Genomic DNA, 15,377 nt, shown 5'->3' with positions numbered 1-15,377 from the left:
CACGACCTGGGGACGCTCGACGAGTGGGCGTACGTGCTGATGTCGCGGCTGTACGGGGCCGGGCGACTGGGCGAAGTTCGTGGCTGAGCAGCGCGCCAAATGCGTTGAGCAGCAACGGAAGCTCGGGTTCGGCGAGCGCTGGCTGGAGCAGATCCCCGAGATCCTCGACGGCGTGGACCTCGAGAACGAGAAGGCGGTGTTGCTGCACACCGAGGTCATGAGCGTGCACCTGTTGCGGCAGGACGGGAAGCTGTCCGGACTGTTCGACTTCGAGCCGGCGATGCGTGGGAGTACGAGTTCGTCGCGGCGGGCATCTTCGTGACGAAGGGTGACCCGAGGTTGTGGAAGGCGATGACGAACGCGTATGGGCGCGCCGGATCCGAGAGCGGTGATGGCTTACACGTTGTTGCACGTGTACAGCAATGTGTCGTGTTCGTGAAACGCATGCCGCAAGCCGACACGCTCGGAGAACTGGCCCTGAACTGGTTCGCGCAGTGAGCCAACCGGCTGTATCGGGCACGAATCCAGCTGCCGACCTCGTAGAATGGCAGGAACGTGAGAGGAGGTCGCCCATGTCCCAGCCCTATGTCGTGCGGTACGTCGGCGGACCCCTCGACGGCCGGGTCGACTCGCTGCCGTCCACGCCGGAGGATCCGAAGCAGACCGTGACGTATGTGCACCTGCACGGCGGGCCCAAGATCGTCCACATCTACGACCTGGAGTACGCGGTCGAGTACGGGTGCGAGTACCGGCTGCGTGGCGAAGAAGCCGAAGAGGCCTGAGCAACCCTCACGTGGACACGCATAGGCAATCGGGTTTACCGTACTTGTCATGAGAGCGCTCTCACACACTGTGGTGCGAGAGGAGATTCCATGCACGTGCGGATTCGAGGAGCGATCGGCGTCGCGGCGGTGGCGGTGTCGCTCGTGGCAGCAGGGCTCGTCCTGGCCCAACCGGGTGTGTCCCATGCGGGGCACAGCTACGTCTACAGCGCTGAGCAGGCGCGGGCCATGGTCGAGCAGCAGGCGGTTCCGGGGTCGGAATTCCGGGCGAACTGCGGGTCCAGTCATCGCAGGCAAGATGACCCGATCGTGTTCCAGAACCAGCCCGGCGTCTCACACATGCACGAGTTCTTCGGCAACCGGACGACGAACGCGCAGTCGACGCTGACGTCGCTCAGGGCAGGGACCACCAACTGCAACCCGGTGGCGGACAGGTCGGCCTACTGGGTGCCGACGCTGTACAAGAACGGGCAGGCGGTCGCGCCCGACAGCGTCACGATCTACTACCAGGGCATTCACGACCGGCAGAAGGCCGTCGCGTACCCGCAGGGCCTGCGGTACGTGGTGGGCAACTCGAAGGCCGCGTCACCGGACCAGAACCCGGCGGCGCGGTGGTCGTGCACCACGCAGTCGCCGTCGAGCCGCGACTTCCTGAACTGCCCGCCGGGCACGAAAGTCGAGACATATCTGGACTTCCCGACCTGCTGGAACGGTCGGGACCTCGACTCGGCGAACCACCGTGACCACATGGCGTTCGCGGTCGGGCTGGTCTGTCCCGCGTCGCACCCGGTGGTGGTGCCGCGGCTCGAGTTCCTGATCACCTATCCGGTGAACGGGACCGGGTTGTCGTTGGGAGGAACACTCAATGGTGTGAACGTGACCAGCGCGCCCGGTTACACGTTCCACGGGGACTTCATGAACGCGTGGGATCCCGCGGAACTCCAACGGCGCGTGGCCAACTGCATCAACGCCGGCTACATCTGCGGGACGGACGGAAACCCGTAGAGCTGATCTTGCTTTCGGACCCGGTGCTCAGAATTGTCAGGGGTGTAGGGCATGCTGGGGCACAGGTGTTCGAACGGGCGGGAGGCAGCGCGATGGCGAAGAAGAGCGGGCTGTCGGCGGAGGACGTCGACAGCCTGCGCTCGCAGCTGGACGGAGGCACCCAGCCGCTGGTGTGGTTCACGGCGGCCGCGGTGGGCATGGAGGCGGGGAGGTCGGCGAAGCTCCTCGCCTTCACCGAACCCGAGGAGGGCGATTTCATCCAGGTTCGCCCGACCGGGTCGAAGGACGAGATGTCGTTCGGCCCTGCCGAGCTGACGCTGGAGAAACCGCCGCCGCGCAAGAAGGCCCCGGCCCCTGCGCCGCCGGAGCCGCCGCGAGAGACTGAGATCCTCCATCCCTACGTTCCGGAGGCGCCGGTGAAACCCGCGGCCCCCAAGCCGAAACCCGCTCCCGTGGTGGAAGCTCCGCCCGCTCCCGCGAAGCCCGCGCGCAAGCCCGCCTCGAAGGGCTCCACACCCGAGGTCACGGTCACGCTCGTGTCCGCAGGCGAGGGCGAGTGGACCGTCGAGGTGATGCAGGGCGCCCGCAAGGCGATCCGCCCGACCCCGGTCTCACCGGCCGCCGTGTCCCAGGCCGCGAAGCTGCTGACGCCCGAGGTGGCCGAGATCGTCGAGGGCGTGCTGAACGCGGCGCGTGCTCAGCAGCTCGCCCGCGTGGAGCAGTTGCGCGCCGAACTGGAGGCAGCGCAGAAGGCGTTGGACGACCTGGGCGCGTAGCGATATCACGCGCTGCGACGCCCCGGTGGTTGTCCGCACGCGTTCGGGTGAGAGGGCTTCCCAGGGCTGGTGCCGGGGCGGACCGTGGGATGCGCGGAGGTCCCGCGCAGGTCCGGCTTGGAGTACGGGGAGGCCCTGATGGGTACGTGTGGGTGCTGTTCCGGGTGCACGGGTCCCGGCTGCGGCTGCTGTTCGAGCTGCTGACACGAAGATTCGCCTGGGGAGCTTTCCGCGTTCTGGCCGCGGGAGGCTCCCCACGTCGCGTAGTCTGCGATCATGACGACCCGAAAGGCCGATGCCGCGTAACCGGCCGGGCGCCCTGCGCGGCGCACACCTGAAATCCGTGTGGTCCCAACACCTTCCGGAGCCCATCAGCGGGCTCTCCTCCGCCACGTCGCTGGCGATCCTCCGCGTGGAGCAGGCATTCGGCGACTACTGCGTCTTCGTCGGATCCACTCATCGCGCGCTCACGAAGTACCGGGAGTTCGTGGCCAGACGCGGCCCGCTCTACCCGATGCCGGCCGAGTGCAGTTGCTGCCACTGCGTGCTCCACGACAGCGTGGTGCACGCACGCGACGTGCTCGAGCAAGTGCTGGAACGGCTACCTGTGCGCGCGAGGGCCGAGCTCGGACGGGTGGTGCGGCGCCTCGACATCGAGTTCGAGCGGCGCACCTTGCCGAATCCGTTCCTCTGGAACCCCTTCTGGAACAACATCGACGTCCTCACCGAACGCCCGGATCCGTGGTGGTACGACAGGCTTCCCGGCCGCAGGTGGTCGGAGAGCCCTCAGACGTCCGGCCGGGCTGACCGGGTAGCACCCACCGAGGCGATCACGACGCAGCACACCGCAACCCATTGTGCGGGCTTGAGTTCCTCGCCGAGCAGCAACAACCCGGCCAGCGCGGCCACCGCCGGTTCCATCGACATCAGGATCCCGAACACGCGCGGAGGCATGCGCCGCAACGCTTCCAGCTCCAGCGAGTACGGAATCACCGACGACATCAACGCCACCGCGAACCCGGCGGCGAGCACCACGGGGTCGAGCATCGCGGTACCGGCCGACGACACACCGAACGGCAGCGCGATCACCGCGCCCACCACCATCGCCAAAGCGAGGCCCTTGCCGTCGGACGTCTGACTGCCGAGCTTGGCCGTCACCAGGATGTACGCGGCCCACAAAGCACCCGCCGCCAGTGCGAACAGCACACCGGACAACGCCAGCCCGCCCTGTACTCGGGTCAGCAGCACGACACCGGTACCCGCGAGCAACACCCACAGCCCGTCGAGCCACCGCCGTGACCCGAACACGGACACCGCCAGCGGGCCGAGGAACTCGATGGTCACCGCGGCGCCCAGCGGGATGCGGGCGAGCGCGGCGTAGAAGCAGAGGTTCATCCCCGCGAGCACCACGCCGTACGTGACGACGACCAGCAGCGTGCGCCGGTCGAGGCGCAACGACGGGCGCCAGATCACGACCAGCACCAGGGCGGCGACGACCAGGCGCAGCGTCACGGTGCCCGCCGCGCCCGCGACCGTGAAGAGCTGCTTCGCGACGGCCGCGCCGACCTGGACGCTCACGATGCCGAGCAGCACCAGCGCGGTCGGCGGGATGCCGCCCATCAGCCGGGCGACGGGGAGCCGATCCGCGTGAGCCATGACTCCCATCCTCACTCACGGCCCGCGGCGCGAGCACGCGAAATTCCACACACCGATCTGACTCACCGTTTTCTCACCTGCAGCGTGCGAGGCTCAACCTCGTCCAATAGAGATAACGGAGGACATCTGTGCGTCGCGCTGCCTTGGCCCTACTGGCAGTGAGCGTGCTGACGGCGTGCAGCGCGGGATACTCCAGCCGGCCGGTGATCGCGGTCAAGGGCGAGGGGAACCAGCCGGTCGACCAGAGCACGCTCGCGGGGCCGCAGCCCGTTCCGCCGCTCGGTGAGTACAAGCAGGACTCGCTGGGCTGGTCGTCGTGCAACGAGCAGATGAAGGACCGTCTGGGCGCCGACGCTCCCAAGGGCGACCAGACCTACGAGTGCTCGCGCATGACCGTCGTGCTCGACCCGCCGGGACGTCCCGGCCGCGGCACCCTCGGCATCGCGTTGATGCGCGTCGGCACGGGCAAGAGCGCGCTGGTCGTGGTCAACGATCCCGGCGGCGAGCCCGGCACGTTGAAGGCCGCGCGGCTCGCTGCGTCGTTGCCGAAGGACATCCTCAGCACGTACACGATCATCGGCATGGACCGGCGCGGCACGGGCCGTTCGGACGGCATGTCGTGCGTACCGCCGGCAACGCGCGCGCAGCTCGTCGAGTACGACCCCGCGGAGCCGGAGCAGTCGAACCTCGTCGTCGCCGCCGGTGAAGCGGCGCAGGAATGCGTGCTCGACCTCGAAGGCAGGCTGACCGCGTTCGACTCGTGGCGCGCGGCCTCCGACCTCGAACGCCTCCGCGACTACCTGGGCACCGACCGCCTCAACGCCGTCGGCCTCGGCGAGGGCTCGCGCGTCCTCACCACCTACGCCCAGCGCTTCCCGACCCGCATCGGCCGCATGGTGCTCGACGGCGCTCCGGACCCGACGCTCGACGAGGTCGGCGTCCTGGAGTCCCGTGCCGTGGCGGCCGAGGCGACGCTCGACGCGTTCGCCACCGACTGCAAGACCCGAGGCTGCGCCCTGGCGAACCCGCGCGAGGACGTCCAGGCACTGCTCACCCAGCTGCGCAACGGACGCGTGCGCGGCGAGTACGTCGACCTCACGCCCGGCTCGGCGCTGAACGCGATCCTCTCCGGCCTCGCCGACCGCTCGCGCTGGCCGCAGCTGGCCGACGCGATCGTGAAGGCGCGCACCGGCGACGGCAGCGGCCTGTTCCCCCTGCTCGACCCGCTCGTGAACGACCTCGACGAGAACCCGCCCCGCCTCGACGCGGGCCTGGTGATCGGCTGCAACGACACCTCGACCCGCATCCCGCCGGACCGCGTGAAGGCGCTGGCCGCCGACTGGCAGGGCAAGTACAAGCTGTTCGGCGCCCTGTTCGCCCGCCAGTTGCTGCAGTGCAACCCGTTCCCGCCGCCCAAGGCCGAGAAGGTCGACGCCCTGAAGAGCGCGCCGCCGATCGTCGTGCTCAGCACCGCCAACGACGTCTCCACGCCCGCGCCGGGCACCGAGCACACGGCGCAGCGGCTGCCCGGGTCGGCGTTGATCGGGTGGCAGGGGAGTGGGCACGGGGCGTTGACGCTCTCCGGCTGTGCAACGACCGCGGCGCGCGACTACCTGGTCGACGCGAAGGTGCCGTCGAACGGCACCGTCTGCCCGCCCTAGTCGATGTGCACCTCGAACGGGTGGTTGACGTCTCGCGGGCACATGAACACGTTCAGAACGCCTTCCCGGCCGAACTCCCAGCCGACGTCGTCGCCTGACGGCTCGTGCGTGGCCAGGGCGAGCGTCTGACGCCTGGGGTCCCCGCACTCCGGGCACTCCGGGCCGGGTCCGGGGCCCGTCTGCCACCACGCGGTCCAGCCGCCGATCTTCGAGCCCGTGGCGACGTCCGGCCAGGTGTCGAAGAACTCGTCGTAGTCCTCCTGCGCCGCTTCCAGGGAGTCGATCAAGGCCTTCGGGAGCTCTTCGAGCATCGGGTACTCGACATCGCGAACCGGCTTCAGCAGCCTGGGCGCCGGCGCGAGGTCCGGTTCCTGCAGCTCCGGCCGCGGCTCCTCGGCGATCGTTGTGGTGACACGGGCCGTGTCCCGCCACACGACGTGGACGTCCGGGCCCCAGTTGCGCTCGTGCCGCAGCGTGCACAGGAAGACTTGCAGGACATCGGTGTCCGCGGGGAACGGCAGCTCGGGGAAGTCGCGCCGGTACAGCTGCAAGGCACTCACGAACGGCACGCGCACACCTACGGCGTGTGCCGACGGGCTGTCGGTGGAGCCCTCGTGCGTCGAGCCGTCGCAGTGCGGCCACGGCTCGTCGGCCGGCCACAACAACGGGCCGCCGATGTGGCTGTCGGCGGCGGTCGGCTCGCCGGGTGCCGGATTCAGCTCGACGACGGGGCGCGCCCACTCGTCGATGCCCGGAATCTCCCGGCCGCCATCGGTCGGTCTGGTGCCCAAAAGTCAGTCCCCCCCATGCTTTCGCGAGGGTCTCCTCTGGCTGGGATCCCCTCGCATCAACGTACTCAAGGGGTCTGACAAGAACGCCGATCCTGGGTCGTCAGCGGGCGCGCAGCTCGCCTTTCAGGACTGAGGCGACGTCGTAGCGGGCAGGGATCTCCAGCTGGTCGTAGCGGCACGACAGCGGTTCGCGGTCCGGACGCCACCGCGCGAACTGGCCGTTGTGCCGCAGCCGGACGGGTTGTTCGCCCTCGGTCTGGGTGTAGTGGATCTCCAGGACGCGTTCGGGGCGCAGCGCCACGTACTCGGCCTGCTTGCCGCGCCACCTGTTGATCTCGCCCGGGATCCGTTGGCCCGGCTGAGGATTCGCCCACGGGTGGTCGCCGGACTCGGTGATCAACGGGGCGAGCTCGGTGGCGAGGGAGCGGCGTTCGGCTGCCTTGAAGGAGCCGCAGACGCCGATGTGGTGCAGCAGGTCGTTCGAGTCGTAGACGCCGAGCAGCAGTGAGCCGACCGCGGTGCCGGGCTCGGTGTCCTTGTGCCAGCGCAGGCCCGCGAGCACGACGTCGGCGGTGCGGGCGTGCTTGACCTTGATCATCGAGCGCTTGCCCGGGGTGTACGGGCCGTCGGACGGCTTGCCCATCACGCCGTCCAGGCCCGCGCCTTCGAAGAGGGTGAACCACTGGCGGGCGGTTTCCACAGACGTCGTGGCCGGGGTGATGTTCAGGCCGGGCAGCTCGAGCAGCGCGGCCCGGCGAGCGGTGGTCGGCTGTTCCAGCAGGACGTCGGAGCCCAGGGCCAGCAGGTCGAACGCGACGAACGTGGCCGGCGTCGACTCGGACAGCATCGTCACGCGCGAAGCTGCCGGGTGGATGCGCTCGGACAGCGCGTCGAAGTCGAGCTCGTCGTTCTTCGCCACCACCAGTTCGCCGTCGACGACCACCTTGTCAGGCAGTACTTCGAGCATCGAGGCGACGACTTCGGGGAAGTAGCGGTTGAGCGGCTTGCCACTGCGGGACTGCAGCAAGACCTCGTCGCCGGAGCGGAACACCACGCAGCGGAAACCGTCCCACTTCGGCTCGAACACCAGGTCGGCGGTGTCCGGTATACCGTCGACCGCGGTCGCGAGCATGGGCTGCAGAGGTGGCGTCAGCGGTAGGTCCACGCGCACATCCTGCCTCTTCAACTGGAATTTCGCCGCTGATACCGCAGCAAGAGGACGTCATCCGCCCGCAGCACGGATGCCAGTTCCAGATCCACGGGCGGGATCACGGTGCCGTGGGCGATGCGAGACGAGTCGCCGACCGCGAGCAGTGGCGACATGGTCAGGTTCACGGCGTCGACCAAACCGGCGGCGATCATCGACCCGAACAGCCGCGGGCCGCCTTCGAGGTTGATCTTGTGCAGGCCTCGCGAGGCCAGTTCGGCGACCGCCACGTGAAGGTCGACCTCGGTCTCCCCGGCCACGATCACGTCGGCGGGCAGGTCGGGCAGTTGAGCGGACGCGCAGGTGATCACGATCGGGCGCACCGCGGGGTCGCTGAACAACGGCAGATCCGCCGTCAGCGTGCCGCGGGCGGTCACGACGGCGATCGGCAGCTCGGCCGACGGTCGGTAGCCCTCGATCAGCACGGTGCCGGCGCCGACCATCACGACGTCGGCCAGCGCGCGGCCGAGCGTGAAGATCTGCTTGTCGGCGGGTGAACCGAGGCCCGCGGAGCGTCCGTCGACCGACACGGCACCGTCCACGCTGGACACGAAGTTCGCGATCACCCACGTCCGGTCCGCCGGATAGCCGTACAGGGACTCGAGGGCTGTGTCGGTCATCTCAACAGCCGGTGAGGGCCACAACATCTCCACGTTCCCATCCCATCACGCCGATAGGCTGCCGGCATGCGCTTGTCCGACCGGGATCCCCAGATCGGGGCCGACGAACTGATCGAGAACCTGGTACCGCCGCCGAGGTTCGACAAGGTCAGCTTCGACAGCTACATCCCCAACCCGGACGAGCCCAGCCAGGCCGCCGCGGTCGAACAGGGGCGCCTCTTCGCCGCCCGCGTGAGCCTGACCAAGCGCAAGAAGTGGTCGCTGTTCGGCAAGCCCGAAGAAGAGGGCAAGCTCGGGCTGTACCTCGACGGCGGCTTCGGCGTCGGCAAGACGCACCTGCTGGCAAGCCTCTGGCATGCCGTCCCCGGCCCCAAGGCGTACGGGACGTTCGTCGAGCTGACCAACCTCGTCGGCATGCTGACGTTCCCCGAGGCCGTGAAGCGGCTCAGCGCGCACAAGCTCCTCGCGATCGACGAGTTCGAGCTCGACGACCCCGGCGACACCATGCTCGTCACGCGCCTGATCAAGGAGCTGACCGCGCACGGCGTGTTCATCGCCGCCACTTCGAACACGCTGCCCGACAAGCTCGGCGAGGGCCGGTTCGCCGCCGCCGACTTCCTGCGCGAGATCCAGTCGATGTCGTCGAAGTTCGACGTCGTGCGCGTCGACGGGCCCGACTACCGCCACCGCGGCCTGCCGGACGCCCCCTCACCGATGCAAGACGATGAATTGATCGTTAGAGCCTCTAACACGCAGGGCTCGACCATCGACGACTTCGACGACCTGTGCAAAGCGCTCGCCCGCATCCACCCCTCCAAGTACGGGAGGCTGCTGGACGGGGTCACCGCCGTGCACCTCAAGGACGTCAAGCCGGCGCCCGACCAGAACGTCGGGCTGCGGCTCGTCGCGTTCGGCGACCGGCTCTACGACCGCGACATCCCGGTCGCGGTGTCGGGGCAGCCGCTCTCGGAGCTGTTCACCGAGGAGATGCTCAAGGGCGGCTACCGCAAGAAGTACCTGCGGGCGGTGTCGAGACTGGTCGCGCTAAGCCGCTGACCAGGCGATGTCCCGGCCCGCACGTGCGTAGAACCGGTGCAGCTCGGCGTCGATCTTCGCCGAGTCGGCTTCACTGAGGACGACCGACGGATCCGTGTACGGCCACGACCGGATGATCCGGGCTCGCAGGCCCGACGGCGGGTGGTCGTGCCACAACGAGGCATCCTCGGTGACCGACTTCTCCAGCACGTCGCCCACGTTCAACGATGCCCGCCACGCCTCGGCGGCCGCCTGCCACCGGGCGGCTCCGGGGTGGTTGCGGCGCGCCGTCTCCGGGTTCGACTGCGTGCCACGCTCGGCGGCCGCGATCGCGCCCATCAGCTGCTCGCCGGCCGCGAAGTCGATCATCAACGCCTCGGTGGCCGCCGTGCCGGCCAGCCGGACGGCGAGGGCGTCGGCGCAGTACTCCGCGCGCTGGTGGTCCCGCGCCGCGACGGCCGCGACGCCGGCTCCGATCAGCACGAAGAGGCGTTCGAGCAGCCACTGGAGCGGCCACAGCGCCCGTTCCGCGAGCTGGCTCCAGAGGTTGTCGGTGACGAACGTGTCGGACGGGCGCACGAGCTCGGCCAGGATCAACGGCGTCCGCACCGCCGGTTCGGTGAGCACGCCACTCGCGGGGTCGCCGTTCACGTAGTGCCCGAACTCGTGGCCCAGCACCGCCACCCGCTGCTGGGGTGAGAGCACGCCGAACAGCGGCAGTCCGATCGTCAGGGTGCGGCGCCGGAGCCACCCGTGCGTCCCGGCCGAGGCGTTGAAGCTGGCGTCGATTGCCACGCGGTGGGGCAACGGAGCACCCGCGGCCGCCGCGACGCGGTCGAGCAGCGCGAAGTAGGTGGGTGCGTCGTCGCGGCGCAGCTCGTGCCACACCTCGCCCGCGCCCCACAGCCGGGGCCGCAGCACCCACGCGACCATCAGCACCGGGACGCCGGCCAGGATCGAGAACGACGGGAAGTCCCGCGCCACGAGCCACCCGCCCAGCACGGCGAGTCCCGCGACCAGCACCACCAGCACCGCGGAGATCGCGACCAGCGCGCCGCGGGCGGCTGTCCAGTGCGGGCGAGTGGGCGGCGTGCCCTCGTACGCGGCGTACTGCGCGGCGTCGAGTCTGAGCGCGAGCTTCTTGGAAAATCCCCCAGGCATGCGCGGGAGTATGACTGATTGACGGCCCTGGAGTTTGACTAAGGCGGCGTTCGAGTATCCACTGGGTGACGAGCGGGAACCATGACGTCCCGACGCCTTCCGGAGGCACCGATGCTGAGTGAAGCCGAACGCCGCTCGCTCGAGGAGATCGAGCAGCGGTTGCTAGCCGAGGAGCCAAGACTGGCTCGCACGATGAACCGCCGGGTGCGGCCGTGGTTGTTCTACGCCTTGCTGCTCGTCTTCGGTGGCCTCACGGTCCTGCTGACGGTGATCGGCGCGTTCGGCCCCGCGTTCCAGTGTCTGCTGGTCACGGCCGTCGCACTGGTGCTGCGCAAGTACCCGCTGCGCCTCCGGTAGCGGAAACTCGCTGGCGCCGGGAACCGGGCAGGCCCGACCATCTCCGGCGTGGGTTATCTGGAAGCGAACGGGCTCGCGTACGCCTTGCCTGATGGCAGGGAGCTGTTCCGCGACGTGTCGTTCAAGGTGAGCGGCGGCACCGTTGTCGCGCTGGTCGGTGCCAACGGCGTGGGCAAGACGACGCTGCAGCGCATCCTGTCCGGCGAGCTCACGCCCAAACAGGGCAGCGTGCACGTGCAGGGCGGCCTCGCGGTGATGCCGCAGTTCATCGGCTCGGTGCGGGATGAGTCGCTCGTCCGCGATCTGCTGCTTTCCGTCGCACCTCAAGCGTTGCGTGACGCCGCTTTCGAGCTCGACGAGGCCGAACTCGCGTTGATGGACACCGACGACGAAGCCGCCCAGATGCGCTACGCCAACGCGTTGACCACCTACGGCGAGGCGGGTGGCTACGACATCGAGGTCCTCTGGGACACCGTCACCGTCGCCGCACTCGGTCTGCCCTATGACCGCGCACGGTTCCGCGAGGTGCGCACGCTGTCAGGCGGCGAACAGAAACGCCTGGTCCTGGAAACGTTGTTGCGCGGCCACGAGCAGGTGCTGCTGCTCGACGAGCCAGACAACTACCTCGACGTCCCAGGCAAACGCTGGCTGGAAGATCGTCTCCGGGCCACCGACAAGGCCGTCTTCGTGGTTTCTCACGACCGCGAACTGCTCGCCAACGCCGCCACGCACGTCGTCACGGTCGAAGCGCACTCCGCGTGGACGCATGCCGGCTCGTTCGGAACGTGGCACGCCGCGCGGCACAAGCGCATCGAGAAGCTGCGAGAAGACCACCGCCGTTGGAACGAAGAGCACGAGCGGTTGAAAGAACTCGTGCGAACGCTGCAGCAGCAGGCGAAGTACTACGAGTCGATGGCGCCCAAGTACCGCGTCATGTGTGGGCGCCTCGAACGCTTCGAGGAGGCAGGCCCACCGCCGGAGATTCCTCAGGACGAGACGGTCAACCCACGGCTCAAGGGCGGCCGTACAGGCGTTCGTGCGATCACGTGCGAAGAGCTGGAGCTGACCGGGTTGATGAAGCCGTTCTCGCAGGAGATCTTCTTCGGTGACCGGGTCGCGGTGCTCGGCTCCAACGGCTCCGGCAAGAGCCACTTCCTGCGGTTGCTGGGCGGAGACACCGTGCGCACCAACGGCGCGTGGAAGCTCGGCGCGCGCGTTGTGCCCGGACTGTTCGCGCAGACGCACCAGCACCCGGAGTGGCTCGGCCGCAGTCTCGTGGACATCCTCTGGCACGGCGAGGGCCAACGGTCGGGCAAGGACCGCGGCGCCGCGATGTCGGTGTTGAGCCGGTACGGGCTCGACAAGGCTGGTGATCAGCGGTTCGAGAACCTGTCGGGCGGGCAGCAGGCACGGTTCCAGATCCTGCTGCTGGAACTGTCCGGGGCGACGCTGCTGTTGCTCGACGAGCCGACGGACAACCTCGACCTCGCGTCGGCGGAAGCGTTGCAGAACGCGCTGAACGACTTCGAGGGCACGGTCGTCGCGGTCACGCACGACAGGTGGTTCGCCAAGTCGTTCGACCGGTTCCTGCACTTCCGCGCGGACGGCAAGGTGTCCGAAGTGGACGAACCGGTGTGGACGTAGCGTCCCGACAAATCCGGAGATTCTTCCGCAGACGTTGCCAAAGGCAGAGCACACCGACGAATGTGATCACACAATCGGAATGTGCTCACTGGAGGTAGTTGTGCGCAAGAAATCCGGCAGGACCGTGCGAATGACGGGCGGTGCGCTCGCCCTCGCCCTGGGCGCGGGGGTCGTTCTGGGGACGGTGCCGGCGCAGGCCGACTGGTACGCGTACCCGATCCAGCTCCGCTACCACGGCAGCGCGCGGCCTTCGGATGCCGCCGCGCAGAACGAGACGCGATCTGCCGCTGACCGGGAGTGCGTCGCGAAGTACGGGTTCCGGGCTCGCGGGGTGACGCCTGTCGGGCTGGTCAACAACAAGCACGACGGAACCGTGGACTGGTACCAGTACTGGCGCTGCGACAGCAACTAGCAGGACTTCGTCCGTGCTTCAGCGTTTCCGCCCGAACGAGCAGGCTTGGAGTTACTCCCAGCAATTGCGTCGAAGGTCATGACTGCGTTCGCCTCCACCGCGTACAGCCGGCATCCAAGCAAAGTCACGAACATCGAGCACGGCCGCGGCCAAGAAGATCGTCACCTGTGACGTCCTGACGATCACCGGGCTTCCGCAGACGGAAGCCTATGCGCGTGAGTTGATGGTCGAGACGGGCATCGAGACACCGGAGATCATCAAGAAGGCCGTCGAGCTGCGCATCCAGCGGCACTCGTGCGGGACTCCAAGAACGCGGGTGTGGTCGTGGCCTTCTCCGCCCAGGCCTGGCAGGCGCTGGTCGGGCAGGTCAAAGCTCCCAGCTGACGAAGGCGCCGTCGTCGATCGACCCGCCCGCCTTCTTGTAGGTGGCCTGGGCCGCCGCGTCGTCCGCGGCGGTGCCGGTCCACATCGCGTAGCAACCCCGTTCCGCGGCAAGGGCTTTCAAGGCCTCGACCAAAGCCGTGCCGATGCCGCGGCGCAGGAACGCGTCGTCCACGCCCAGCTCGTACAGGAACATCTCGGTGCCCTTGTCCGGGTGCGTCGTCTCCACTCCGGACACGAACCCGGCCGGCTGGTCGCCCAGGTAGGCGATCAGCAGGTGGCTGTGATCCTGCGCCAGGAACCGCGACGTCGCGTCCGGCAGCGGCGGCGCGTCGAACAGGTGCGCGGCGGCGAACACGTCGTCGGGGGTGGCGGCGCGGCGGATCTTCATACCGCCAGGCTAGGTGAACTTTCCGGTGGAGGCTTGAAGGCGCGTCAGCGGTCCTCGACGACCGCGGGCAGCTTGCCGTTCTTGACCAGGTCGACCAACGAGGCGTGGTCGGCCTCGGTCTGGTCGGCGTAGTCGAACGCGTACTTGGCGAACGCCTCGTCCAGGTCCTCGCCGCCGCCGTTCTGGAAGTATCCGGCGAGCAGTCGCGGGTCGAGTGAACGCGTGTGCGCGCGGGCCAGCAGAGCGCCTGCGAAGCGGCCGTAGTCGTCGAGGTCGTCGCGCTTCAACGTCGTGGCGTCGATCTCGCCCTTGCGGTTGCGGAACTGGCGAACGATGAACGGACGGCCCTCGATCGTCGTCCAGCCCAGCAGGATGTCGGTCTCCGCCTGCACGAGTCGCGCGCCGTGCACGATCCGCTTGCCCTCGTGCTTGGCGGGTTCGACGTCCAGGAACGGCTGCAACGCAGAGGAACGAGCTTCCTTGGCCTGCAACACCAAGGCTTCGGTTCCGTTGCCGTGCAACAAGATGAGGTAGTTGCGCAGGCCGACGCTGCCGGTGCCCACGACGCGGAACGCCACGTCCGACACGCCGTAGCGCATGATCAGGTTGCGCCGCGACTCGCGCAGAGTGTCCACATAGGAGGGCAGCGCGGCGATCACGGCACGCTCAGTCTCAGCGGACACATCGGTGAAGGTGGGCGGGTTCGTGACGAAGCGCCACCGCTCGCCGTCGTGTGCGGTCCACTTCGCCGCGAACCGGGCGCTGGTGTTCTTGCGGGACTTCTCGGCGGCCTTGGAGAAGTCGTTGATCAGGTCGTCGGCCTTCACCTTCGACAGCACCGACTCGTCGCCCAGCGCGGTCCACGAGTCCATGAACGGCTGCTCGGCGAGGTGCCGGATCGCGCCGCGGTAGGCGCGCACGGCGTCCTCGGCGGCTTCGCGGCAGCCCTTGTCCGAGACGCCGCCGACACGACCCGCCAGCACCAGAGAGGCGACGAGGCGCTTGAGGTCCCACTCCCACGGGCCGGGCAGCGTCTCGTCGAAGTCGTTGATGTCCATGACGATCTGGCCCTCGGGCGTGCCGTAGAGGCCGAAGTTCGCTGCGTGTGCATCACCGCACAACTGAGCGTGAAGCCCGGTGGCGCATCCGGTGGCGAGGTCGCCCGCCTGCAGTCCGGCGGCACCGCGGAAGAACGCGAACGGGTTGGCGAGCATCCTGCCCACGCGCAACGGGATCAGGTGCTCCAGGCGTCCCTCGTTGCTGGCGTTCATGAACTCCAGCACGGAAGGCCTGCCAGCAGCCAACGACACCGCGCGATGCGCTTTGAAGTCCACAGAGGACCGCAGCTCGCGCCCGGCCTCGTAGACCTCCTCCGGCTCGGTCCACGTGCCCAACGCCGCAGCGGCCTCAGCCCGAACCCGTTCACCCATACGAGTAATCATGCCCCAGCGGCAAACGATGAAGGGAACCTTCATCCACCTCAGGTGGAGCAAGGTTC

General features: G+C 68.5%; 17 protein-coding genes and 1 pseudogene. 11 read left to right on the top strand and 7 right to left on the bottom strand.

The window, feature by feature from the left end:
- Positions 1-79 precede the first annotated feature (79 nt).
- The 4 genes from UK23_RS49045 (at position 80) to UK23_RS29425 (ending at position 2,563) form a co-directional block, all read left to right on the top strand.
- Positions 80-322: a phosphotransferase gene (locus UK23_RS49045; protein WP_052685170.1), complete on the top strand. Its 243-nt coding sequence runs from the start codon at positions 80-82 to the stop codon at positions 320-322.
- A 250-nt stretch (positions 323-572) separates the two neighbouring features.
- The gene (locus UK23_RS29435) at positions 573-782 is read left to right on the top strand and encodes a hypothetical protein (protein WP_045314923.1); all 210 of its coding nucleotides are present in this window, start codon (positions 573-575) and stop codon (positions 780-782) included.
- Positions 783-872: 90 nt separating this feature from the next.
- Positions 873-1,787 (top strand): DUF1996 domain-containing protein, encoded by a 915-nt coding sequence (locus UK23_RS29430; protein WP_045314922.1) that lies wholly within the window; start codon positions 873-875, stop codon positions 1,785-1,787.
- A 92-nt stretch (positions 1,788-1,879) separates the two neighbouring features.
- Positions 1,880-2,563, top strand: a complete 684-nt coding sequence (locus UK23_RS29425) for a DUF6319 family protein (RefSeq protein WP_045314951.1) — start codon at positions 1,880-1,882, stop codon at positions 2,561-2,563.
- Positions 2,564-3,349: 786 nt separating this feature from the next.
- Here UK23_RS29425 and UK23_RS29415 read toward each other — a convergent pair.
- Entirely contained in the window at positions 3,350-4,219 is an 870-nt protein-coding gene (locus UK23_RS29415) for an EamA family transporter (protein WP_231114732.1), read from the bottom strand.
- A 158-nt stretch (positions 4,220-4,377) separates the two neighbouring features.
- Between UK23_RS29415 and UK23_RS29410 the strand changes: the two genes are divergently transcribed.
- On the top strand, positions 4,378-5,880 hold the full coding sequence (locus tag UK23_RS29410) for an alpha/beta hydrolase (protein WP_231114731.1): 1,503 nt from the start codon (positions 4,378-4,380) through the stop codon (positions 5,878-5,880).
- Here the strand turns inward: UK23_RS29410 and UK23_RS29405 are convergent.
- The 3 genes from UK23_RS29405 to UK23_RS29395 all read right to left on the bottom strand — a co-directional run bounded on the left by UK23_RS29405 (position 5,877) and on the right by UK23_RS29395 (position 8,498).
- Positions 5,877-6,671: a DUF1963 domain-containing protein gene (locus UK23_RS29405; protein WP_052685169.1), complete on the bottom strand. Its 795-nt coding sequence runs from the start codon at positions 6,669-6,671 to the stop codon at positions 5,877-5,879. The two genes, UK23_RS29410 and UK23_RS29405, sit on opposite strands and share 4 nt — an antisense overlap.
- Before the next feature lie 100 nt (positions 6,672-6,771).
- On the bottom strand, positions 6,772-7,836 hold the full coding sequence (locus tag UK23_RS29400; protein ID WP_045314949.1) for an ATP-dependent DNA ligase: 1,065 nt from the start codon (positions 7,834-7,836) through the stop codon (positions 6,772-6,774).
- A 17-nt stretch (positions 7,837-7,853) separates the two neighbouring features.
- Positions 7,854-8,498, bottom strand: a complete 645-nt coding sequence (locus UK23_RS29395; RefSeq protein ID WP_231114730.1) for a dihydrofolate reductase family protein — start codon at positions 8,496-8,498, stop codon at positions 7,854-7,856.
- A gap of 66 nt (positions 8,499-8,564) precedes the next feature.
- Here UK23_RS29395 and zapE point away from each other — a divergent pair, with 66 nt between their 5' ends.
- Positions 8,565-9,554: a cell division protein ZapE gene (gene zapE, locus UK23_RS29390; RefSeq protein ID WP_045314917.1), complete on the top strand. Its 990-nt coding sequence runs from the start codon at positions 8,565-8,567 to the stop codon at positions 9,552-9,554.
- Here the strand turns inward: zapE and UK23_RS29385 are convergent.
- Positions 9,543-10,694, bottom strand: coding sequence for a M48 family metalloprotease (locus tag UK23_RS29385; RefSeq protein ID WP_052685168.1), 1,152 nt, complete (start codon positions 10,692-10,694; stop codon positions 9,543-9,545). The two genes, zapE and UK23_RS29385, sit on opposite strands and share 12 nt — an antisense overlap.
- A gap of 111 nt (positions 10,695-10,805) precedes the next feature.
- On the opposite strand from UK23_RS29385, the gene UK23_RS29380 reads away from it, so the two are divergent.
- The 5 genes and pseudogenes from UK23_RS29380 to UK23_RS50650 all read left to right on the top strand — a co-directional run bounded on the left by UK23_RS29380 (position 10,806) and on the right by UK23_RS50650 (position 13,491).
- On the top strand, positions 10,806-11,051 hold the full coding sequence (locus UK23_RS29380; RefSeq protein ID WP_196777941.1) for a DUF3040 domain-containing protein: 246 nt from the start codon (positions 10,806-10,808) through the stop codon (positions 11,049-11,051).
- Between the two features lie 48 nt (positions 11,052-11,099).
- Positions 11,100-12,695 carry an ABC-F family ATP-binding cassette domain-containing protein gene (locus tag UK23_RS29375; protein WP_045314915.1) on the top strand — a complete coding sequence of 532 codons (1,596 nt, stop codon included), beginning with the start codon at positions 11,100-11,102 and terminating at the stop codon, positions 12,693-12,695.
- Between the two features lie 100 nt (positions 12,696-12,795).
- Positions 12,796-13,107: a hypothetical protein gene (locus tag UK23_RS29370; protein WP_156213459.1), complete on the top strand. Its 312-nt coding sequence runs from the start codon at positions 12,796-12,798 to the stop codon at positions 13,105-13,107.
- 82 nt (positions 13,108-13,189) lie between these two features.
- Positions 13,190-13,342 (top strand): annotated as a pseudogene (locus UK23_RS55105) (hypothetical protein); the annotation flags it as partial.
- Positions 13,343-13,401: 59 nt separating this feature from the next.
- Complete coding sequence (locus UK23_RS50650; RefSeq protein WP_082115072.1) at positions 13,402-13,491, top strand: DUF397 domain-containing protein; 90 nt, start codon at positions 13,402-13,404, stop codon at positions 13,489-13,491.
- Here the strand turns inward: UK23_RS50650 and UK23_RS29365 are convergent.
- Both UK23_RS29365 and UK23_RS29360 read right to left on the bottom strand, forming a co-directional pair.
- Positions 13,475-13,879 (bottom strand): GNAT family N-acetyltransferase, encoded by a 405-nt coding sequence (locus UK23_RS29365; RefSeq protein WP_045314913.1) that lies wholly within the window; start codon positions 13,877-13,879, stop codon positions 13,475-13,477. The two genes, UK23_RS50650 and UK23_RS29365, sit on opposite strands and share 17 nt — an antisense overlap.
- 44 nt (positions 13,880-13,923) lie before the next feature.
- Positions 13,924-15,309 carry a DUF2252 domain-containing protein gene (locus UK23_RS29360; RefSeq protein ID WP_052685167.1) on the bottom strand — a complete coding sequence of 462 codons (1,386 nt, stop codon included), beginning with the start codon at positions 15,307-15,309 and terminating at the stop codon, positions 13,924-13,926.
- Positions 15,310-15,377: the final 68 nt, after the last annotated feature.

This window comes from Lentzea aerocolonigenes, from assembly GCF_000955955.1.
In the GTDB taxonomy this organism is placed as follows: domain Bacteria; phylum Actinomycetota; class Actinomycetes; order Mycobacteriales; family Pseudonocardiaceae; genus Lentzea; species Lentzea aerocolonigenes_A.
Note: the sequence above shows the minus strand (reverse complement) of the source record. Positions and strands in the feature narration are given on the sequence as shown.